This is a genomic window from Nonomuraea sp. NPDC005730, from assembly GCF_040630865.1.
Taxonomy (GTDB): Bacteria; Actinomycetota; Actinomycetes; order Streptosporangiales; family Streptosporangiaceae; genus Nonomuraea.
Window position 1 is genome coordinate 107,936 of sequence record NZ_JBEXYK010000008.1, and the last position, 19,886, is coordinate 127,821.

18 protein-coding genes are annotated in these 19,886 nt (G+C 69.8%); 10 read left to right on the forward strand and 8 right to left on the reverse strand.

All coding sequences use genetic code 11. The features are described 5' to 3' along the window. The first annotated feature begins 23 nt into the window (after window positions 1-23). Window positions 24-458: a pyridoxamine 5'-phosphate oxidase family protein gene (locus ABZ444_RS13670; protein ID WP_357995418.1), complete on the forward strand. Its 435-nt coding sequence runs from the start codon at window positions 24-26 to the stop codon at window positions 456-458. Here the strand turns inward: ABZ444_RS13670 and ABZ444_RS13675 are convergent. From ABZ444_RS13675 to ABZ444_RS13685, 3 genes are read right to left on the reverse strand one after another with little or no spacing between them, the layout of a single operon-like run. After that, complete coding sequence (locus ABZ444_RS13675; RefSeq protein WP_357995420.1) at window positions 445-1,275, reverse strand: ABC transporter permease subunit; 831 nt, start codon at window positions 1,273-1,275, stop codon at window positions 445-447. The two genes, ABZ444_RS13670 and ABZ444_RS13675, sit on opposite strands and share 14 nt — an antisense overlap. Then, window positions 1,272-2,090 (reverse strand): ABC transporter permease subunit, encoded by an 819-nt coding sequence (locus ABZ444_RS13680; RefSeq protein ID WP_357995422.1) that lies wholly within the window; start codon window positions 2,088-2,090, stop codon window positions 1,272-1,274. The genes ABZ444_RS13675 and ABZ444_RS13680 overlap by 4 nt, the downstream gene beginning before the upstream one ends. Further along, a complete protein-coding gene (locus ABZ444_RS13685; RefSeq protein ID WP_357971196.1) occupies window positions 2,087-2,962 on the reverse strand; it encodes an ABC transporter substrate-binding protein in 876 nt (291 codons plus the stop codon). Before ABZ444_RS13685 ends, ABZ444_RS13680 begins: the two co-directional genes overlap by 4 nt. A gap of 765 nt (window positions 2,963-3,727) precedes the next feature. Here ABZ444_RS13685 and ABZ444_RS13690 point away from each other — a divergent pair. The 4 genes from ABZ444_RS13690 to ABZ444_RS13705 all read left to right on the forward strand — a co-directional run bounded on the left by ABZ444_RS13690 (window position 3,728) and on the right by ABZ444_RS13705 (window position 7,959). Beyond that, window positions 3,728-6,547 carry a nitrate- and nitrite sensing domain-containing protein gene (locus ABZ444_RS13690; RefSeq protein ID WP_357995424.1) on the forward strand — a complete coding sequence of 940 codons (2,820 nt, stop codon included), beginning with the start codon at window positions 3,728-3,730 and terminating at the stop codon, window positions 6,545-6,547. Further along, window positions 6,544-6,966, forward strand: coding sequence for a roadblock/LC7 domain-containing protein (locus tag ABZ444_RS13695; RefSeq protein WP_020546542.1), 423 nt, complete (start codon window positions 6,544-6,546; stop codon window positions 6,964-6,966). Before ABZ444_RS13690 ends, ABZ444_RS13695 begins: the two co-directional genes overlap by 4 nt. 71 nt (window positions 6,967-7,037) lie before the next feature. Continuing rightward, a complete protein-coding gene (locus tag ABZ444_RS13700) occupies window positions 7,038-7,385 on the forward strand; it encodes a DUF742 domain-containing protein (RefSeq protein WP_125632598.1) in 348 nt (115 codons plus the stop codon). Window positions 7,386-7,392: 7 nt separating this feature from the next. Continuing rightward, on the forward strand, window positions 7,393-7,959 hold the full coding sequence (locus tag ABZ444_RS13705) for an ATP/GTP-binding protein (RefSeq protein WP_357971198.1): 567 nt from the start codon (window positions 7,393-7,395) through the stop codon (window positions 7,957-7,959). Window positions 7,960-7,984: 25 nt separating this feature from the next. On the opposite strand, the gene ABZ444_RS13710 is transcribed toward ABZ444_RS13705, so the two are convergent. The 4 genes from ABZ444_RS13710 to ABZ444_RS13725 are packed head-to-tail and all read right to left on the reverse strand — an operon-like array spanning window position 7,985 to window position 11,556. Continuing rightward, window positions 7,985-8,989 carry a methyltransferase gene (locus ABZ444_RS13710; RefSeq protein ID WP_357995426.1) on the reverse strand — a complete coding sequence of 335 codons (1,005 nt, stop codon included), beginning with the start codon at window positions 8,987-8,989 and terminating at the stop codon, window positions 7,985-7,987. A 16-nt stretch (window positions 8,990-9,005) separates the two neighbouring features. After that, window positions 9,006-9,797: an ABC transporter permease subunit gene (locus ABZ444_RS13715; RefSeq protein WP_357995428.1), complete on the reverse strand. Its 792-nt coding sequence runs from the start codon at window positions 9,795-9,797 to the stop codon at window positions 9,006-9,008. After that, window positions 9,794-10,570 (reverse strand): ABC transporter permease, encoded by a 777-nt coding sequence (locus ABZ444_RS13720; RefSeq protein ID WP_357995429.1) that lies wholly within the window; start codon window positions 10,568-10,570, stop codon window positions 9,794-9,796. The genes ABZ444_RS13715 and ABZ444_RS13720 overlap by 4 nt, the downstream gene beginning before the upstream one ends. Next, window positions 10,570-11,556: an ABC transporter substrate-binding protein gene (locus ABZ444_RS13725; RefSeq protein ID WP_357995431.1), complete on the reverse strand. Its 987-nt coding sequence runs from the start codon at window positions 11,554-11,556 to the stop codon at window positions 10,570-10,572. Before ABZ444_RS13725 ends, ABZ444_RS13720 begins: the two co-directional genes overlap by 1 nt. Window positions 11,557-11,947: 391 nt before the next feature. Between ABZ444_RS13725 and ABZ444_RS13730 the strand changes: the two genes are divergently transcribed. The 5 genes from ABZ444_RS13730 to ffh are packed head-to-tail and all read left to right on the forward strand — an operon-like array spanning window position 11,948 to window position 17,828. After that, window positions 11,948-14,833, forward strand: a complete 2,886-nt coding sequence (locus tag ABZ444_RS13730; RefSeq protein WP_357995433.1) for a nitrate- and nitrite sensing domain-containing protein — start codon at window positions 11,948-11,950, stop codon at window positions 14,831-14,833. After that, entirely contained in the window at window positions 14,830-15,252 is a 423-nt protein-coding gene (locus tag ABZ444_RS13735; protein WP_357995435.1) for a roadblock/LC7 domain-containing protein, read from the forward strand. The genes ABZ444_RS13730 and ABZ444_RS13735 overlap by 4 nt, the downstream gene beginning before the upstream one ends. A 5-nt stretch (window positions 15,253-15,257) precedes the next feature. After that, entirely contained in the window at window positions 15,258-15,650 is a 393-nt protein-coding gene (locus tag ABZ444_RS13740; protein ID WP_357995437.1) for a DUF742 domain-containing protein, read from the forward strand. Window positions 15,651-15,657: 7 nt separating this feature from the next. After that, the gene (locus tag ABZ444_RS13745) at window positions 15,658-16,218 is read left to right on the forward strand and encodes an ATP/GTP-binding protein (protein ID WP_357995602.1); all 561 of its coding nucleotides are present in this window, start codon (window positions 15,658-15,660) and stop codon (window positions 16,216-16,218) included. Between the two features lie 56 nt (window positions 16,219-16,274). Next, window positions 16,275-17,828, forward strand: a complete 1,554-nt coding sequence (ffh, locus tag ABZ444_RS13750) for a signal recognition particle protein (protein ID WP_357995439.1) — start codon at window positions 16,275-16,277, stop codon at window positions 17,826-17,828. Window positions 17,829-18,240: 412 nt separating this feature from the next. On the opposite strand, the gene ABZ444_RS13755 is transcribed toward ffh, so the two are convergent. Then, window positions 18,241-19,686 carry a hypothetical protein gene (locus ABZ444_RS13755; protein ID WP_357995441.1) on the reverse strand — a complete coding sequence of 482 codons (1,446 nt, stop codon included), beginning with the start codon at window positions 19,684-19,686 and terminating at the stop codon, window positions 18,241-18,243. Between the last annotated feature and the right edge of the window lie 200 nt (window positions 19,687-19,886).

Here is a 19,886-nt window from a genome sequence, read left to right on the forward strand (position 1 = left end):
CCTATCTGGGTGTGAGGTGTGTGATGCGCGGATTCAGTGACGGGGAGTTCGCCTACCTGCTAGAGCACGACCTGGCGCGGCTCGCCACGGCGGGAGCCGGGGGAACGCCGCACGTCGTGCCCGTGCGCATCCATCTCCAGCCGGACCGCGGCATGATCGCGGTCGGCTCCCGCCTGCTGCCCGGCGGTGTGCGTCCGCGGCGGTACCGCCGTGACGTCAGGGACAACCCCGAGGTGTCGCTCGTCGTGGACGACTTCACCGAGGACGGGCCGCGCGGCGTCCTCGTCCAGGGGATCGGGCGGGTCCATGCCAAGGGCGGCGAACGGCTGAAACCCGGGTACGAGCCCGTGTGGGTGGAGATCATGCCGCTGGCCGTCGCGTCGTGGGGCATCGACTCGGGCGCCTACGAGCCGCCGCGCAGCCGTCCGGTCGCCGCCGGCACGTTCACTGCTCCGTGAGCCGCTGCGCGCCGAGGTGCCAGGCCAGCACCCGCCGCTCGGCCACCAGGAACAGCTCGTTGAGCAGGTAGCCCAGCACGCCCAGCAGCACGATCCCGGCCCACATCGCGGGCAGGTCGAACGTGGAGTACGCGGTGGTGAGCTGGAACCCGATGCCGTTGGAGGCCCCCGGCAGCAGCTCGGCGAAGACCATGACGATCAGCGACAACGACAGCGACAGCCGCAGCCCGGCGAACATCTTCGGCAGCGCCGACGGCAGGACGACCCACAGCAGGCGTTCGGTCCTCGACAGCCGGAACACCCGCCCGGTGTCCAGGTGCAGCGGATCGACGGCCCGCGCGCCGTCGGCGGTGTTGAGCAGCACCGGCCACACGACGCTGAACATGATGAACGCCAGCTGCATGCGCAGCCCGAAGCCGAACACCACCAGGAACACGGTGACCAGGGCGGGCGGCGGGATCGCGCGCAGGAACTGCAGCACGCCGTCGAGATAGTCGTAGACCCGCGCCGACAGCCCGAACGCCAGCCCGAGCACCACCCCGGCCACCGCCCCGCCCGCGAACCCGGCCGCCATCCGGCCCAGGCTCGGCAGGACGTCGTCCACCGCCGCGCCGGTCAGGAACAGGCTGCCGGGCGGGCCGGAGAACCACATCTGGTGCATCCGGGCCACGATCGCCGTCGGCGGCGGGAAGAACGAGCTGGCCGCCAGTCGCGTGCCCGCCTCCCAGGCCATGACCAGCACGACCAGCACGGCCACCCGGAACGCCGTGCCACGCGTGCGGTCGCGCGCCGACGGCCCGCGCCCGGCCCCGGTCACGACCCCTCCGTCAGCCGGGCGTGGTGCCAGCGGAAGGCACGCTGCTCGGCCGCCACCAGCAGCGCGTTGACCAGCACGCCGAACAGCCCCACCCAGAACACCCCGGCCAGGATGTCGGTCATCCTGGCCGGCACCGCGATCCCGGCGAAGAAGATGAACACGCCGATGCCCTCCCCGCGCCCGGCCACGATCTCGGTGCTGACGGTCAGGATGAGCGCCACGGACGCCGCCAGCCGCACGCCCGTGGTGATGAACGGCGCCGCCGACGGCAGGCTGACGCGCAGCAGCACCGACAGCGGGCCGAAGCCGTAGGAGCGCAGGGTCTCCTTGGCGACGGGGTCGACGCCGCGCAGGCCGTACATGGTGTTGTAGAGGATGGGCCACATGGCGGCGTAGAGCACGAGCGTGACGCGGAGCTGCAGGCCGGTGCCGATCACGAGGGCGACCAGCGGGATCAGCGCCACCGACGGGATCGGCCGGAGGAACTCCACCACCGAGCGGGTGGCGGCGTCGATCACCGGCACGCTGCCGAGCAGCAGGCCGAGCGGCACCGCCACCAGCACCGCGAGGCCGAGCCCGAGGGCCCAGGCCAGCAGGCTGGTGCGGGCGTGGGTCAGGAAGGCGGGATCGGCGAGCAGCGCCACGCCGCGCCCGACGATCCGCGTGGCCGGCGGCAGCACCTCGGCGTCCACCAGCCCCGACCGGCTCAGCAGCTCGACGAGGACGGCGAAGCCGGCCGCCCCCGCCGCCCGGCGCGACCACCGCGTTGCGGCGCCGGTCGGACGGCGGACGACGCCCGTCGCAGTGCTGCTCACCCCGACGTCGTCGGCGACATCAACGTCTTGACGTCGATCTCCTTGCCCAGCCACTTGGCCTCCCACATCCAGTCGGCCACCCGCTGCAGCCGCACCGGGTTGTCGGAGCTGGAGAAGTAGGGGAAGGTGACCGTCGCCGCCGTGGACGCGTCGATCTGCGTGAAGTTCGGCAGCACCTTGGCCACCACCTCACGGTTGTTCTCCATCAGCTTGGCCGCGTTGTGGATGGCCCGCTGGAAGGCCGCCGCCGTCTTCGGGTTCTTGTCGTACCAGTCCTGGGTGCTGATGTATCCCGAGATCGGGAACTCCGCCGCCGGCCCGGAGGCCGGGTCGAGGATCTTGCGCGCGCCCATCGACGAGGTCGCCGCGGTGACCTGCGGCTCGCCCAGGTAGGCGGCGTCGATCTGGCCGCTCTTCCACGAGGCCATGATGTTCTGGAACGTCACGGGGACGTACTTGATCGTGCCGGGGTCGATGTTGTTGGCCTTGAGCACCTGGGTGAGCGCGAGCTCCTGGAAGTTGTGCAGGACGTTGACGTTGATCGTCTTGCCCGCGAGGTCCTTCGGCGTCTTGATGGGGGAGTTGGGCAGCGCCATGATGCTGAGCGAGTCGGGGGCGGCCCGCGAGCCCTCGGCGAGCACGTGGATCTTGATCGCCCCCTTGTCGTGCGCCTGGAACATCGACACGTAGTTGCCGAACATGGCGTCGATCTCGCCGTTGACCAGCATGGGGATCGCCTCGGGGGCGGCCTGGACGACCTGCGGGGTGACGTCCAGCCCTTCCTGCTCGAAGAGCTTCTGGTCGATGGCGACGTAGATGGCGGCACTGTCGATGGCGGGCAGGGTGGCGATCTTGAGCTTCGTCTTCTCCAAGGCGCCGCCGCCGCCGTTCGCGGAGGCGGAGGGTGGTGCGCTGGCGGTGGTTGAGCCGCCGGTGCTGCACGCTACGGCGCCTAAAGTCACAGCGAACCCGATGATGGCGGCCTTGGCGGAGCGGCCAAGCCTCATGTCAGGGACTCCCTTCAAGACGTGGAGCCGGGGGGACCGGGTGGCTGAACTGCCCCCGGGGCTGAGTGCCTGACGAACAAGCAGGAAACGACCGTAGCACCACATTGGCAGTCATTATCAAGAAAATGACTCTTGTGGTTGCAATGTCCGTTTGCCGCTCTATCGTAAATAGAGGCGTGAGATGTCTTTGTCCGTTTTGGGAAAGAGGGTGGCGACCGGGGCATCTGTTACTGGTGGGACTAGCTGACCTGGATCGTTCCGCGGGCGGAAGGGGGCTTGCGGAACACGTTTCGGCTGCCCGTTTTTGCAGGTAAACGGCGGTCTACCAATTTTGTCACAATTTTTGGACAATCCGGGATATATGCCTCAGAGGAGCACTATAGGTGGTTGGTCCAGACCGGCACCTGTGCTCAAATGGCCCTCATCTCGATTGTACATATTGCCCCACGTGCATTTACCTGCATGGTCTTCGAGAATTCCCCTCCGGGGCGAGAGGTTGCGAGGCAAGTGAGAACGCAGAGCGCTGAAGCTTCCGCTGACCGCGAGCCGCACGGGCACCAGAAGCGACGGCTGCCCAAACCTGCTTCTAACAGGTTCGGATTGGGCAATTGGCACGTACGATCGCGCCTCGTGGCGTTGATCGTCGTGCCCACGGCTGTCGCGGTGGGTCTGGGCGGGCTGAACGTGATCACCTCCCTCAGGGACGCCAACACCTACCAGACACTCAGAGAGGTGGCCGAGCTCAGCGAACAGCTCGGCGCCGTCACGCACGAACTGGCCTTCGAACGGGACGAGACCGCTCTCTACATCGCCCAAGGCCGTCCGGAGAGCCGCGCGGCCCAGCTCCGCACCACCTACAGCGGGGTCGACAACCTCATCGACGAGGCCAAGGTGCGGGCCGGCGCCCTCACCGACACCCACGCCGACTCCGTACGCCCGGTGCTGCGCCGCCTGGAGGAGATCCAGACCCTGCGCGACACCGCGGTCAAGGGCAAGATCCAGCCCCTGCCGATGATCCAGAAGTACTCCCAGATCATCGCCACCCTCCTGCAGTTCCACGACCAGGTGGGACAGGTCGCGGTGGACGACGACATCTCCCACAGCGCCAGCTCCATGGCGGCCATCGCGCGCGCGAAGGAGCAGGCGTCCAAGCAGCGCGGCATCCTGGCCAGCGCCCTGGACAAGAAGAGCTTCGACAGCGGCGAGCTCGACGCGCTCTCCGACGCCAAGGCGAGGGAGGAGAGCGAGGAGACCCTGTTCGCCACCCTCGCCAGCATCGACCAGCTGGAGCTCTACCGCGACACCGTGGTGGGCAGGGACGTCGACCAGACCGACCTGTTCCGGCTGCGCGCCATGGCCCAGTCCGTCGAGGCCAAACCCCTGAGCATCGGCGTACGTCCGGACAAGGACGTCGGCACCTGGTTCGACGTCAGCACGGGCAAGATCGACGCCCTGCGCAGCGTGGAGAAGTCGCTGGCCTCCTCGGTCATCCTGCGGGCCCGTGCCCTGGAGGAGGCGGCCAATCGCTCGGCGCTGATCTCCGGCGTGCTCATCATGATCCTGCTGATCGTGGTGCTGATCATCATCACCTTCATCGCCCGCTCGCTCATCAGGCCGCTGCGCAGGCTGCGCGGCGAGGCCCTGGACATCGCCGGCAAACGCCTGCCGGAGACCGTGCGGCAGCTCCGCGAGGCGGGGGACGGCAAGGTCGGGCCCGTCCCGCCGATCGGGGTGGACACCCACGACGAGATCGGCGAGGTGGCGCGCGCCTTCGACGAGGTCCACCGCGAGGCGGTGCGGCTGGCCGGTGAGGAGGCGCGGCTGCGCTCGAACGTCAACGCGATGTTCGTGAACCTGTCGCGGCGCAGTCAGACGCTGGTGGAGCGGCAGATCACCCTGATCGACGGTCTGGAGCAGGGTGAGCAGGACGAGCAGCGGCTCGGCAACCTGTTCAAGCTGGACCACCTGGCCACGCGTATGCGGCGCAACAGTGAGAACCTGCTGGTGCTGGCCGGTCAGGATCCGCCGCGGCGCTGGAGCCAGCCGGTCAAGCTGGTCGACGTCGCCCGCGCCTCCCTGTCGGAGGTCGAGAGCTACGAGCGCGTCGTGCTCCAGGTGCCCGACGGCGTGTCGGTGGCCGGCCAGGCCGTCAACGACGTCATCCACCTGCTGGCCGAGCTGGTGGAGAACGCGCTGTCGTTCTCGCCGCGCGAGACCAGGGTGGCGGTGTCGGGCAGCAGGATCGACGGCGGCGGCGTGATGTTGTCGATCACCGACTCCGGCATCGGCATGACCCCCGAGGAGCTGGCCCAGGCCAACGACCGCCTCACCGACTCGCCCAGCGTCGACGTCTCGGTCTCGCGGCGGATGGGCCTGTTCGTGGTCGCCAGGCTGGCCCACCGGCACGGCATCAGGGTGCAGTTACGTCCGCACAGCTCGGGCGGGCTGACCGCCATGGTGCTCGTCCCGGAGAACATGCTCGGCACGCAGCCGCCCGGGTTCGCGGGCATGCAGCCGGCGGCGGCCGAGAGCACGTCCGGCAGCGAGCCGTACGTCGGGCCGCACGCGGCGCCCCCGGCCACCGACTGGCCGCCGGTCTCGGCTCCTCCCGAGGCCGACTGGCCCGCAGCCGCCTCCCCCGCCGGGGCCGACTGGCCGCCCGCGCCGCCCGCGCCGGGAGCCGACTGGCCGCAGACGCCGCTCACGCCGGCGGCCGACTGGCCGCAGGCGCCGCCGGCCGCCGGACAGGACTGGCCGCGGCCCACCTACCAGATGGGCCCCGCGCACCCGTCGTACCCGTCGAACCCGGAGGCGGGGGGCAACTGGCCGCAGTGGCCGTCCGACGGCTGGCCCTCCGACCCGCACAGCGGCGGCTTCGACAGCCACGACATCTGGTCGCCGCCGCGCAACAACGGTGATCGCGGGCTGCCCAAGCGTCCCGCGGCCGAGCCGCCGCCCCCCTGGAAGCAGGACGGCTTCCAGCGCCGGCGGCCCGACTTCCCCGAGACCGAGTCGGCGGCCACCGGCCCGATCCCGCCCGTGCCGCCCGCCTCCGCGGGGGACGACTACCTGCCGATCTTCGCCGCCGTCGAGTCGGCCTGGTTCGGGCGCAACGAGGGCGGCTGGGGCTCGACGAAGGCCGACGCCGGCTGGAGCGCGGCCGAGGCGGTGGCCGAACCGGCCCGCGACGGCACGACCGCGGCCGGCCTGCCCAAACGGGTGCCCAAGGCGAACCTGGTGCCGGGCTCGGCCGACACCGCCGCCTCGCCCAAGGGCGTGTCCCCGATGCCCTCGGTCTCGCCGGACCGGGTGCGGAACAGGTTGTCCAGCTTCCAGCAGGGCTTCCGGGCGGCCCGCGACGACATCACCGAGGGCAAGGCGTTCCAGCCGGGCCCCCGCGGCTCCTACAACGGTGAACCCCACAACAGTGAAAGAGAGGAGGGCGCATGAACGACCTGAGCCACGCGGCGCGCGGAGTCGACTGGTTGATCACCGACTTCGTCAGCACGGTCCCCGGTGTGGCACATGCGGTGGTCGTCTCGTCCGACGGGTTGCCGCTTGCGGCCTCGTCGGGTTTTCCGGCTGACCGGGCTGACCAGCTGGCTGCGATCGCGTCGGGACTGGTGAGCCTGACGCAGGGTGCGGCCAGGGTGTTCGAGGGTGGTGCGGTCAACCAGACGATCGTGGAGATGCAGCGCGGGCTGATGCTGATCATGTCGATCAGTGACGGCTCGTGTCTGGCGGTCCTGGCTGCTCCGGACTGTGACATGGGGCTGGTGGCGTACCAGATGACCTTGATGGTGGATCGCGCCGGTCAGGTGCTGACCCCGGCGGTGCGGGCCGAGCTGCGCGCCAGCCAGACCAGGTGATGTAGGTGACGGACCAGAGATGGAACAGCGGCGGCTGGGCGCCTCCGCCCAAGCCACAGCCCCAGTCGCAGCTGCAGCCCGACCCCGCCTCACCCGTCCGCCCGTACGCGGTGACGGGTGGGCGGACGGCGCCCAGGGTCAAGCTGGCGATGGAGGCCCTGGTGTCGTCGGCGACGGCCGAGCACCGGGAGTTCTCCCACATCACGCCGGAGTACCAGGCGATCAGCCAGCTGTGCAGGCAGGTCCGGTCCGTGGCCGAGGTGTCGGCGCTGCTGCGGATCCCGCTGGGCGTGGTGCGTGTTCTGATCGCCGACATGGCGGCCGAGGGCCTGGTCCGCGTGCATCAGCCACAGCTGGACGCCGGCAGGCCGGACGTTAATCTGCTCGAAAGGGTGCTCAGTGGACTTCGCAGGCTCTAGCCCCGGCTTGACTTCAACGAAGATCGTGGTGGCCGGCGGTTTCGGGGTGGGCAAGACGACGTTCGTCGGCGCGGTCTCGGAGATCATGCCGTTGACCACGGAGGCGGTGATGACCGACGCCTCCGCGGGGATCGACGACCTGGGCATGACGCCGCTGAAGTCGACCACGACCGTCGCGATGGACTTCGGCCGCGTCTCGCTCGACCGCGACCTGATCCTCTATCTGTTCGGCACGCCGGGCCAGCACCGGTTCTGGTTCATGTGGGACGACCTGGTGCGCGGCGCGATCGGCGCGGTCGTGCTGGTGGACACCCGCCGCCTGGCCGACAGCTTTCCCGCGCTCGACTACTTCGAGGAGGCGCAGCTGCCGTTCGTGGTGGGCGTCAACGGCTGGGACGGCCAGTACCCGCACAGCGACGCCGAGGTCCGCGACGCCCTCACGCTGGCCCCCCACATCCCGCTCGTCCGGCTGGACGCGCGCTCCAAGGACTCGGTCAAGAGCGCGCTGATCCACCTGGTCGAGCACGCCCTGTCGATCAGGATGGCGGTGCCGGGCTGGAGCGGCGGCAGCTGATCCGGCACGCCGCCGCCCCTCGCGCTCAGCGGGGCCGGGCCTCGATGAGGCTGGCTCCCGAGCCCAGCTCGACGACCTCGGCCAGGCGCAGGTCCGCCCGGTCGAGCAGTGCCGTGTACTCCTCCCGGCTGCGCTCGGCGCCGCCGTCGAAGATCGCCAGCATCCGCATGTCGATGTCCTTGCCCAGGTGCGGCGCCTCGTCGTCGGGCAGCACCACCTCCAGCACCAGGACGCGGCCGCCGGGGTTCATCGCCCGGCGGACGTTGCGCAGGATCGTGACCGCGTCCTCGTCGTCCCAGTTGTGCAGGACGCTGGCCAGCAGGTAGACGTCGCCGCCGGCCGGGACCTCGGTGAAGAAGTCGCCGGTGACGACCTCGCTCCGCGCACCCAGCCCCTCGGCGGCCAGCAGCTCCCTGGCCCGGTCGGCCACGTGCTCCAGGTCGAACAGGATGCCGCGCATGTCCGGGTTGGCGTGCAGGACCGTGGCCAGGATGTGACCCTTGCCGCCGGCCACGTCCACCATGGTGGCGGTGGCCGGGAAGTCGTACCGCTTGGCCAGGCCCTCGGTGAAGGGGATGGCGCGGGCGGTCATGTAGTCGTCGAACAGCTTGCCCGCTCCCGGGTTGGCCGCCAGGTACTCGTACAGGTGGCCGTAGCGGGCGGCGAAGGCCGAGCCGCCGTCGCGGACGGTCGCCGGCAGGTTGCCCATGGCGTGCCAGAAGCCCTCCTCACCGAGCATCCGGATCGACGAGCGCACCGAGTCGGGCACGTCCGACCGCAGCGCCGTGCCGCGCTCGGTCAGGTCGTAGGTGTCCGGCCCGGCGCCGCGGACGACGCCCATCCCGGCCAGCTCGCGCAGCACGCGGCGCAGCCTGGGGGCGTCGGCCTCGCAGCGGGCGGCCAGGTCGGTGGTGCTGAGCGGACCGTGGGCGAGATGGTCGGCCAGGCCGAGCTCCGCCATGGTCAGCAGAGCGGCGAAGCGCGAGATGTCGGCCACGGCCCCCCAAAGGAGGTCATCCGAGTGGGGCATGGGGTCCTTCCAGAAGTCAGACGTTGCGGTTGGCCTGCCGGTGCCACACCAGCAGGCGGCGCTCGGCCAGCACGAACAGCGAGTTCACCAGGTAGCCGAGGATGCCGAGCAGGGCGATCGCGGCCCACACGCCGGGCCCGTCGAAGCTGCGCTGGGCCTGCAGGAGCTGGTAGCCGATGCCGTCCGTGCTGCCGAAGAGCTCGGAGATCACCATGAGGATCAGCGCCAGCGACAGGCTCAGCCGCAGCCCGGCGAAGATCTTCGGCGAGGCGGCGGGGAGCACGACCACGCGCAGGCGCTGTGCCTTGGACAGGCCGAACACGGTGGCGGTCTCGGTGTAGGTGCGGTCCACGGCCCGGACGCCCTCGATCGTGTTGAGCAGCACCGGCCAGATCACGCCGAACACGATCGTGGCGAGCTGCATGCTGAGCTGGGCGTGCTCGGTGCGCGCGAACAGCGCGACGAACAGCGGCAGCAGCAGCGGCGGCGGGATCGCCCGGCCGAACTCGAACAGCGCGTCCACGTAGTCGGTGGCCGCCTTGGAACGGCCGAGCGCCACGCCGAGCAGCACCCCGAGCAGCGAGGCCAGGATCCAGCCGCTGAACATGCGGCCGAGGCTGGGCAGGATGTTGCCGATCGCCTCTTCGGTGAGGAACAGGTGGGAGACGGGCCCGGAGAACCACATCTGGTACATGCTGGTGACGATGGTGAGCGGCGGCGGGAAGTCGCCGTCGTCGATGAGCCGCCCGAGCAGCTCCCAGACGACCAGCACGACCGGCACCACCCACAGCCTGGACAGCCGCCTCACGATTCCGACGCTCCCATCCGGACGCGGTGCCAGCGGAACAGCCGCCGCTCGCCGGCCAGCAGGACGAGGTTCGCGAACACCCCGAACGCCCCGGCCCAGAACGTCGCCGCCATGATCAGGTCCATCCGGTTGCCGCTGCCCGCCTGGATCGTGTAGACGCCGATCCCGGCCGTGCCGCCGGCCAGCAGCTCGGCGCTCACCGCGAGCACGAGCGCGATGCCGGCCGCGATCCTGATCCCGGTCGCGACGAAGGGCGCGGCGCTCGGCAGGCTGACCCGGGCCAGCACGGCCAGGCGGCCGAAGCCGAAGCTGCGCAGCGACTCCTTGGCCAGCGGGTCCACGTCCTGCATGCCGTACAGGGTGTTGATCAGGATCGGCCACATGGACGCGTACACGATGACCGAGACCTTCATCAGGCCGTCCACCGGGATCAGCAGGATCGCCAGCGGGATGATCGCCACCGAGGGGATCGGGCGCATGAACTCCAGCAGCGGCCGGATCGCCCGCTCCACCGGCGGCACCGCCCCCAGCAGCACGCCCAGCGGCACGGCCACGACGATGGCGGCGAGCAGGCCGAGCGCCCAGTTGGTGAGGGTGGTGACCAGGCCGTCCACGAACACCGGGTCGGCGAGCAGGCGCACGGCTTCGTACAGGATGACGGAGGGCGCCGGGAAGATCACACCGTCGCTCAGCGCGAAGCGGATGACCAGCTCACCGGCGATGAGGAACCCCGCGGCGCCGGCGGCGCCGCGGAGCAGACGCGCGGTGTTCATCAGCTGACAGGCGCGGCGATGACCGACTTCACGTCGACCGGGCTGGTGAGGTACTTGTACTCCAGCATCAGGTCGGCGACCTTCTGCAGCCGGTTCTCGTTCAGCTCGCTCGGGTACGTGCCGAGCGTGATCACCGAGGCCGTCTTGGCGTCGATCTTGGTGTACTTCGGCAGCGTCTCCTCGATGACCTTGCGGTCACTGGAGGCGAGCTGCTGCGCCTTGGCGATGGCCCGCTGGAAGGCGGCCAGCGTCTTCGGGTACTTCTGCACCCAGTCCTCGGTGGCCATCCAGCCGGCGATGGGGAAGTCCTCCGTCTGGCCGGTCATGGTGTCGGCGAGCTTGCGGAAGCCGAAGGCGCTCTGGTTGGCGGTGATGAAGGGCTCGGTCATCCAGCCCGCGTCCGCCTGACCGGTGTTGATCGCGTTGCCCTGCTCCGGGAACGGCTTCTCCACGAACTTGACGTCGGCCTCGGCCAGACCGGCGACCTTGAGCTGCGTCTCCACGGCCAGGGTGGCGATGTTCCTGAGGTTGTTGACGTAGACCGTCTTGCCCTTCAGGTCCGCCACCGTCTTGATGGGGGAGTCCTTGGGCACCATGATGTTGAACGTGTTCGGCGCGGCCTGGTACATGTCCGCGACCAGCTTGATCTTCTTGCCCTTGCTCACCGCGAGGAAGGTCGAGACGTAGTTGGTCTGGGAGATGTCGAGCGCGCCGCTCTCGATCTGCGGCAACGCCGCCGCGCCACCGGTGATGGTGACCGGCTCGACGGTCAGCCCCTCTTCCTTGAAGAAGCCCTTTTCGTTGGCAAGATAGACCGACACAACGTCGGGCACGGGGAGGGCGCCGACCTTGATGGTGGTCTTCTCCAGGCCCTTGCTGTTGGCGGAGCTCTTCGCGGTCTCGCCGCCGCCTCCGCCGCAGCCGGCAAGGGTGAGCGCCAGAGCCACGCCGACGACAATGGCGTGACCGCGCATGGTGCGTGTCATGGGGGGGTTCTCCTACCAGGGGGAAGTTCTCGGAGATCGGCACGGGATGCCGGGCGTGAAGCGTACCGGAGCCGTCTTCGGATCTACAGCGCTATGCCGCGTATATGCAGGTTTATCGCGAAAATATGACAAATCAGTGTTATAGATGTAAATCTAGAGATTAAGTACGTTTAGTGGTGATATGTCCGTATTGGGACGGTGGTTGCGCTCCGTGTGCGGTGGCATGCGACGTGAAGGGAGTGCGATGTGGAACGGTTGAAAACCACCGAAACGTTGGCCTAAGTATGAGGTTTGTGCTCAAATTGGGCCTCGAACTTGCCTGCGATCACTCGTCCGCGTGACGAAGCCGCTGATTCCCCCTGAAGCAGGCCATGGCGAGAGGTTGCCACCAGTGAGGACAACAACGACCGGCCCCGGTCGTGGCAGGGCGCCGGACGCCCCGGAAAAGGCCGCGGACGGGGAGGTGCAGCAGGCCCACCCGCCCAAGGCGGGCAGCCCGTTCGCCCTGCGCAACTGGCGCGTGCGTACCCGCCTCATCGCCCTCATCGCCATTCCCACGCTCGTAGCCGTCGTCCTCGGCGCCCTGCGGGTCACGACGTCGATCAGCAGCGCCCAGCAGTACCAGGACATCAGCAGCGTGGGGACCCTGGTCGCACAGCTCGGCGAGCTCTCCCGCGACCTCGGGCTCGAACGCGACCTGGCCACCCGCCACGTCGCCACCAACCGCGGATCCTCCGACGAGCAGCGGTTGAAGAGCCAGCACGAGATCGTCGACAAGCGCATCGCCAGCACCCTGGAGGCGGGCAAGACGTCCGAAACGTCGCTGTCCGACCTCGGCAGGAAGTCCCTCGACCACATCCGGATCCGGCTCGGCCAGATCCCCACGATGCGCAAGGCCGTCGCCGAGACCAAGCTCGGCCCGCTGCCCACCAGCGAGAAGTACTCCGAGGTCATCGCCGAGCTGCTGCAGCTCTACGACGAGCTCGGCCAGGGCTCCACGGACGAGGAGATCATCGCCACCAGCGCGGCCCTGCGCGCCGTCGCCCGCGCCGAGGAGGAGGCCTCCAAGCAGCGCGGCCTGCTGACCAGCGCCCTGATCAGAGGCTCGTTCGAGGAGCCGGAGTACAACGCCTTCCTCGACGCCCGCTCCCGCCGCAGCAGCGAGCGCGACTCCTTCCGCGCCGTCGCCACGCCCGCGCAGCGCCAGTTCTACGACAACACCGTCGCCAGCCTGAAGATCGGCCGCGCCGAGTTCTACGCCAGCCGCGCGGTGCTGCTGCACAACGCCAACCAGTCACTGCGCCGGCTCGACACCTCGACCAGGGACGACACCGACCAGTGGTTCCAGTCCATCACCGAGACCGTCGAGCGCCTGCACACCGTGCAGAAGTCGCTGTCGGAGCAGATCGCCACCCGAAGCGCCGACATCGCCAGCAGCGACCGGCAGCTCGCCGCGATCAACATCGGCATCGTGGTGGGCCTGCTCGTCCTGGTGCTCGCGATCACCGCCCTGATGGCCGGCTCGCTGGTACGCCCGCTGCGCCGCCTGCGCTCGGACGCCCTGAAGATCGCCGGCCAGACGCTGCCCGACCTGGTCAGGCAGCTGCGCAACACCGACGTCAGCCCCGAACAGCTCCAGGTCCCGCCGATCGAGGTCAACTCCAAGGACGAGATCGGTGAAGTCGCCCGCGCCTTCGACGAGGTCCACCGCGAAGCCGTCCGGCTGGCCGGTGAGGAGTCCAGGCTCCGCTCGAACGTCAACGCGATGTTCGTGAACCTGTCGCGGCGCAGTCAGACGCTGGTGGAGCGGCAGATCACCCTGATCGACGGTCTGGAGCAGGGTGAGCAGGACGAGCAGCGGCTCGGCAACCTGTTCAAGCTGGACCACCTGGCCACGCGTATGCGGCGCAACAGTGAGAACCTGCTGGTGCTGGCCGGTCAGGATCCGCCGCGGCGCTGGAGCCAGCCGGTCAAGCTGGTCGACGTCGCCCGCGCCTCCCTGTCGGAGGTGGAGAACTACGAGCGCGTCGTCCTGGAGGTCCCCGAGGGCGTCTCCATCGCCGGCCAGGCCGTCAACGACGTCATCCACCTGCTGGCCGAGCTCATCGAGAACGCGCTGTCGTTCTCCCCGCGCGAGACCCGCGTCCCCGTCTCCGGCAGCAGGATCGACGGCGGCGGGATCATGCTCTCCATCAGCGACTCCGGCATCGGCATGACCGGCGACGAACTGGTCCAGGCCAACGAGCGCCTGACCGACGCCCCCACGGTGGACGTGTCGGTCTCCCGCCGCATGGGCCTGTTCGTGGTCGCCAGGCTGGCCCACCGGCACGGCATCAGGGTGCAGCTGCGCCCGCACGGCTCCGGCGGCCTGACCGCCATGGTCCTCATCCCCGAGACGCTGCTCGGCGCGCAGCCCGTCGCGGTCGCCGGCGCGGGCGGCAACACCGCCGCCACGACCGCCCGCGAGGACGCCTTCGCCGCCTCCCAGCCCGCCGCCGGGGCCCAGCAGTGGCCCAGCGCGTCGGGCTTCGGGCTCGCCCCCGGGCACCCGTCCTACCCGTCGTACCCGTCCGAGCCGGCCGGCGGGTCGTGGCCGTCGGTGCCGAGCTCGCTGCCGTCCTCGATGTCGTCGTCCATGCCGTCCGCGATGCCGCAGTGGCCCTCGACGGAGTCGACGAACACCGGCTCCGACTGGCTGCCGGACTCGTCGTCCGACGTCTGGGTGTCCTCGCGCGGACCGGTCACCGGGGAACACGCGCCGCCGCAGCGCGGCCTGCCCCCCGAGGAGCCCCGCGCCTGGTCGGCTCCGCCGCAGGAGACGCCGTCCGCGTCCAGGTACGACTACCCCGAGACCGAGTCGGCGGCGACCGGCCCGATCCCCGTCGTCAAGCCCGCCTCCGGCGGGGACGAGTACCTGCCGATATTCGCCGCGGTGGAGTCGGCCTGGTTCGACCAAGGCGAGCCGAGCGCCACCTGGGGCTCGGCCAAGGCCGACGCCGGCTGGAACGCGGCGGCGTCCGTGGTGGAGCCCGTACGCGACGGCTCGACGGCGGCCGGGCTGCCCAAGCGGGTGCCCAAGGCCAACCTGGTGCCCGGATCGGCGGACACGGCGTCCGCGCCCAAGGGCGTGGCTCCCATGCCGTCGGTCTCGCCGGACCGGGTGCGCAGCAGGTTGTCGAGCTTCCAGCAGGGCTTCCGAGCAGCGCGTGACGACATCAGCGAGGGCAGGACATACCAATCCGGCTCTAGGAACGACAGTAGGGAGGAGGGCGCGTGAATGACCTGAGCCACGCGGCACGCGGAGTCGACTGGTTGATCACCGACTTCGTCAGTACCGTCCCGGGGGTCGCGCACGCGGTGGTCGTGTCATCCGACGGGTTGCCGCTCGCGGCGTCGTCGGGTTTTCCGGCTGACCGGGCTGATCAGCTGGCTGCCATCGCGTCGGGACTGGTGAGTCTCACGCAGGGTGCGGCCAGGGTGTTCGAGGGTGGTGTGGTCAACCAGACAATCGTGGAGATGCAGCGCGGGCTGATGCTGATCATGTCGATCAGCGACGGCTCGTGTCTGGCGGTGCTGGCTGCTCCGGACTGTGACATGGGGCTGGTGGCGTACCAGATGACCTTGATGGTGGATCGCGCCGGTCAGGTGCTGACCCCGGCGGTGCGCGCGGAGCTGCGCGCCAGCCAGACCAGGTGATGTAGGTGACGGATTCCTGGAACAGCGGCGGTTGGGAGCCCCAGCAGCCGGTCAGCTCGGACCCGGCCTCGCCGGTGCGCCCGTACGCGGTGACGGGCGGGCGTACCGCGCCCAAGGTCAAGCTGGCCATGGAGGCCCTGGTCTCGTCGGCTACGGCCGAACACCGGGAGTTCTCCCACATCACCCCCGAGTACAAGGCGATCAGCCAGCTCTGCCGTCAGGTGCGATCGGTCGCCGAGGTGTCGGCGCTGCTGCGGATCCCGCTCGGTGTGGTGCGTGTTCTGATCGCCGACATGGCGGCCGAGGGCCTGGTGCGGGTGCATCAGCCGCAGCTGGATGCGGGTAGGCCGGACGTCAACCTGCTGGAAAGGGTGCTCAGTGGACTTCGCAGGCTCTAGCCCCGGTCTGACCTCGACGAAGATCGTCGTGGCCGGCGGCTTCGGCGTGGGCAAGACGACGTTCGTCGGCGCGGTCTCGGAGATCATGCCGCTCACGACGGAGGCCGTCATGACCGACGCCTCCGCGGGCATCGACGACCTGGGCATGACGCCGCTGAAGTCGACCACGACCGTCGCGATGGACTTCGGCCGCGTCTCGCTCGACCGCGACCTGATCCTGTACCTGTTCGGCACGCCCGGCCAGCACCGGTTCTGGTTCATGTGGGACGACCTGGTCCGCGGCGCCATCGGCGCCGTCGTCCTGGTCGACACCCGCCGCCTGGCCGACAGCTTCCCCGCGATCGACTATTTCGAGGAGGCGCAACTCCCCTTCATCGTGGGGATCAACGGCTGGGACGGCACGTACGCCCACAGCGACGCCGAGGTCCGCGACGCCCTCACGCTGGCCCCCCACATCCCGCTGGTGCGCCTCGACGCCCGCCACAAGGACTCGGTCAAAAGCGCTCTGATCAACCTCGTCGAGCACGCGTTGACCGTCCGGATGGCCGTGCCAGGCTGGAGCGGCTAGGAGAGCGGATAGGCTGAAGTCTTGACGTACATTCGCTTCGAGGACTGGCCAACCACGTGTTCGAGACGCTTTCCGACCGGCTGACATCGGTCTTCTCCTCCCTCCGATCCAAGGGTCGGCTGTCCGACGCCGACATCGACGCCACCGCCCGCGAGATCCGCATCGCCCTGCTCGAGGCCGATGTCGCGCTCCCGGTGGTCAAGGCGTTCGTCGCCCAGGTCAAGGAGCGCGCCCGCGGCGCCGAGGTCTCCCAGGCGCTCAACCCGGCGCAGCAGGTCGTCAAGATCGTCAATGACGAGCTGATCGAGATCCTCGGCGGCGAGACCCGCAGGCTCCGCTTCGCCAAGACCGCGCCGACCGTCGTCATGCTCGCGGGTCTCCAGGGTGCCGGTAAGACCACCCTGGCCGGCAAGCTGGCCCGGTGGCTGCGCGAGCAGGGCCACGCGCCCATGCTGGTCGCCGCCGACCTCCAGCGGCCCAACGCCGTGCAGCAGCTCCAGGTCGTGGGCGAGCGCGCCCACGTCGCCGTCTTCGCGCCCGAGCCGGGCAGCGGCGTCGGCGACCCGGTCGACGTCGCCCGCCGCTCGATCGACGAGGCCAGGCGGCTCAACCACGACATCGTCATCATCGACACCGCCGGTCGCCTGGGCATCGACCAGGAGATGATGAAGCAGGCCGCCGACATCCGCGACGCGGTCCGCCCCGACGAGGTCCTGTTCGTGGTCGACGCCATGATCGGTCAGGACGCCGTCACCACGGCCCAGGCGTTCATGGACGGCGTCGGCTTCGACGGCGTCGTGCTCACCAAGCTCGACGGCGACGCCCGCGGCGGCGCCGCGCTGTCGGTGCGGCACATCACCGGCCGCCCGATCATGTTCGCCTCCACGGGCGAGAAGCTGGAAGACTTCGACGCCTTCCACCCCGACCGGATGGCCTCCCGCATCCTCGACATGGGTGACATCCTCACCCTGATCGAGCAGGCGCAGAAGACGTTCGACGAGGAGCAGGCCGCCAAGATGGCGGGCAAGCTCACCTCGGGCGAGAACTTCACGCTCGACGACTTCCTCGAGCAGATGATGATGGTCCAGAAGATGGGCCCCATCAAGAACCTGCTCGGCATGATGCCCGGCATGGGGCAGATGCGCGACCAGCTCAACTCCATCGACGACCGCGACCTCGACCGCATCGCCGCCATCATCCGCTCGATGACGCCCGGCGAGCGGCAGGACCCGAAGATCATCAACGGCTCCCGCCGCGCCCGCATCGCCGCCGGCTCCGGCGTCACGGTCAGCGCCGTGAGCAACCTCGTCACGCGCTTCTTCGAGGCGCAGAAGATGATGAAGCGGGTGGCCGGGGGCATGGGGCTGCCGGGCATGCCCGGGGGGCGCGGGAAGGCGTCCAAGGCCCAGAAGAAGGCCAAGAAGGGGCGGCGCGTCAGCGGCGACCCGCGCAAGGCGGGCCTGGAGAAGTCGGCGTCCCCGTCGCCCGACGGCGAGGGCGGCGCGCCCAAGGCCGGGGGAGTGCTGGGGAACCTGGGCGGCAAGCTGCCGCCGGGCCTCGAACTGCCGCCGGGCTTCGACCCGTCGAAGCTGAAGCTGCCCGGACAGTAACAGCCGACCGGGGCGGGTACCCCACCTGGCACCGCCCGCCCCTGCCTGCCCTGCCCTGCCCGGCAGAGGGCCTCGCCTCGCACCGGAAGGCCTGAGCACCCAGGCGCGCCTGCACCGGCGGCCCTTGCGTCGGCGGCGCCAGCACCGTCGGCCCCTGCGCCGACGGTCCTGTGCTGGCGGTCTTGGTGCTGATGGTTTTCGCGCTGGCCCTTCTTGCGCTGGTCCTTCTAGCGCTGGTCCTTCTTGCGCCGGCGTTCTCGTGCCGGTCCTTTTTGCGTCGGCTTCATGACGGCGGTTCGTGCGTCGGGGCTGCCTCGCCGTTCTCCGGCGCGTTCGCGTTCGCCCGAACGGGTGCGCGCCCGGGACCATGGTCGGTCACCGGGCGCGCGGATGTGAGGCCGTTCGGCCTGCTCTAACGGCAGAGGAGCATCCACTGCAGAGCGGGGTCCATGAGGAGCCACCCTGAGGCGGCCGTTGCGGGCATCCACATCGGCAGGCCGGTGAGCGGCGACTTCTGGGTCATCCAGGCGTCTTCGGGCGCCGGGCCGAACTCGCCGGCGTGGTCGGCGGGCCATTGATGACCGCTCGGGCCGCCGTGCTGGTGCGGCTCATGCGGGTTGTGCGGCCATCCGCAAGGGGGCCAGTAGCTCTTCTCGTGCGGGTTGTGCGGCTTGTGTGGCTTGTGTGGCCTGTGAGTGCAGTCATGCGTGGGCGTCGGGCTCGGCGTGGCCGTCGGAGTCGGAGTCGGAGTCGGAGTCGGGGTGGGCGGCGGGTTCGGCGTCGGAGTCACTGTGGGCGTCGGAGTCACTGTGGGCGTCGGAGTCACGGTGGGTGTGGGTGTCACGGTGGGTGTGGGTGTCACGGTGGGTGTGGGCGTCACCGTGGGCGTGACCGTGGGTGTCGGCGTCACCGTCGGTGTGGGTGTCACGGTAGGCGTCGGTGTCACGGTGGATGTGGGCGTGACCGTGGGTGTCGGCGTCACGGTAGGCGTGGGCGTCACTGTGGGCGTCGGTGTCACGGTGGGCGTGATCGTGGGTGTCGGGGTCACCGTCGGCGTCGGCGTGGGCGTCACCGTGGGCGTGGGTGTCATGGTGGGTGTGATCGTGGGGGTCGGGGTGGGCTGGTTGGGGACGCAGTTGACTTCCACCCGGCCGATGGTGACCTCCGTGAGCGGCCCCTCGTAGACGACGTTCCCGTCGGCGTCCCGCAGGCGGGCCGAGATCGAGATCGTCATGTCCGCCTCGGCGGAGGTCGCGTCGTTCGTCGTGGCGTTGTCGGTCCTTACCACCGTCAGGACCCCGTCGGACACGCCGGGATACCCGAGTTGCGCCCCCGTCGCGGGCACTTCCGTGGTCCCCTGCCCCACGGGCACGCCGAGCACCGTGATGGTCCCCGGCGCCGCCTGTACGGACGACATCGCCGGAGCCGGCGGCGTGCACCGCGCGTGCGTCTCCACGTTGCCCGTGACCAGCAGCGGCTCGGACGCGTCCGGGTTGAGCTGAAGGGTGTTGACGACCAATTGGGCGCTGGCCTCCCAGACGTCCGGCGCGTCGAGGCCGTCGGCCTGGAGTTGTTCGTTGGCCAGGTCGGCGAACTCGGTGACCCCGTCGGGGTCGCTCCAGTCGCCGGTGTCGGTGCCGGGGTCGGGCCCGACGGACGCCGTGCCCCAGATGCCGGAGAAGCCTGGCTGGCCCAGCTCCGGGATCTCGGTGATGGTCAGGCCGATACCGTTGGCATTGGCGAACTCGCCCGCCGCGGCGGTGGCCGTAAGCCCGAACAAGGCGCCGGTGAGCAGGACGGACGCGCCGGCGGTGAGCAGCCGCGCGCGCGTGAACAGCGGATTGGTCGTGGTGGTCACCCACCCATTCCGCAGGGAAGTTGATCAAGTCGGGCGAGGTGACACGCGGCCCTTGCCGAGCCTTTGCCGCGGCCTGCCGGGACAGGTCGAAGGCACTGTCCGCGGTCTGGCAGAATGACATGTTGGAACATCGTGACCAGGTGGGTGCCCTCTCATCTCCCGCCGGCCACGCCTGTCCCTGGAACGTCCTCTCATCGTGC

Bases quoted from the DNA above. Each gene is read 5' to 3' on its own strand.
- ABZ444_RS13725 (WP_357995431.1), bottom strand. From the start codon at position 11,556: ATGACACGCACCATGCGCGGTCACGCCATTGTCGTCGGCGTGGCTCTG.
- ABZ444_RS13720 (WP_357995429.1), bottom strand. From the start codon at position 10,570: ATGAACACCGCGCGTCTGCTCCGCGGCGCCGCCGGCGCCGCGGGGTTC.
- ABZ444_RS13710 (WP_357995426.1), bottom strand. From the start codon at position 8,989: ATGCCCCACTCGGATGACCTCCTTTGGGGGGCCGTGGCCGACATCTCG.
- ABZ444_RS13670 (WP_357995418.1), top strand. From the start codon at position 24: ATGCGCGGATTCAGTGACGGGGAGTTCGCCTACCTGCTAGAGCACGAC.
- ABZ444_RS13695 (WP_020546542.1), top strand. From the start codon at position 6,544: ATGAACGACCTGAGCCACGCGGCGCGCGGAGTCGACTGGTTGATCACC.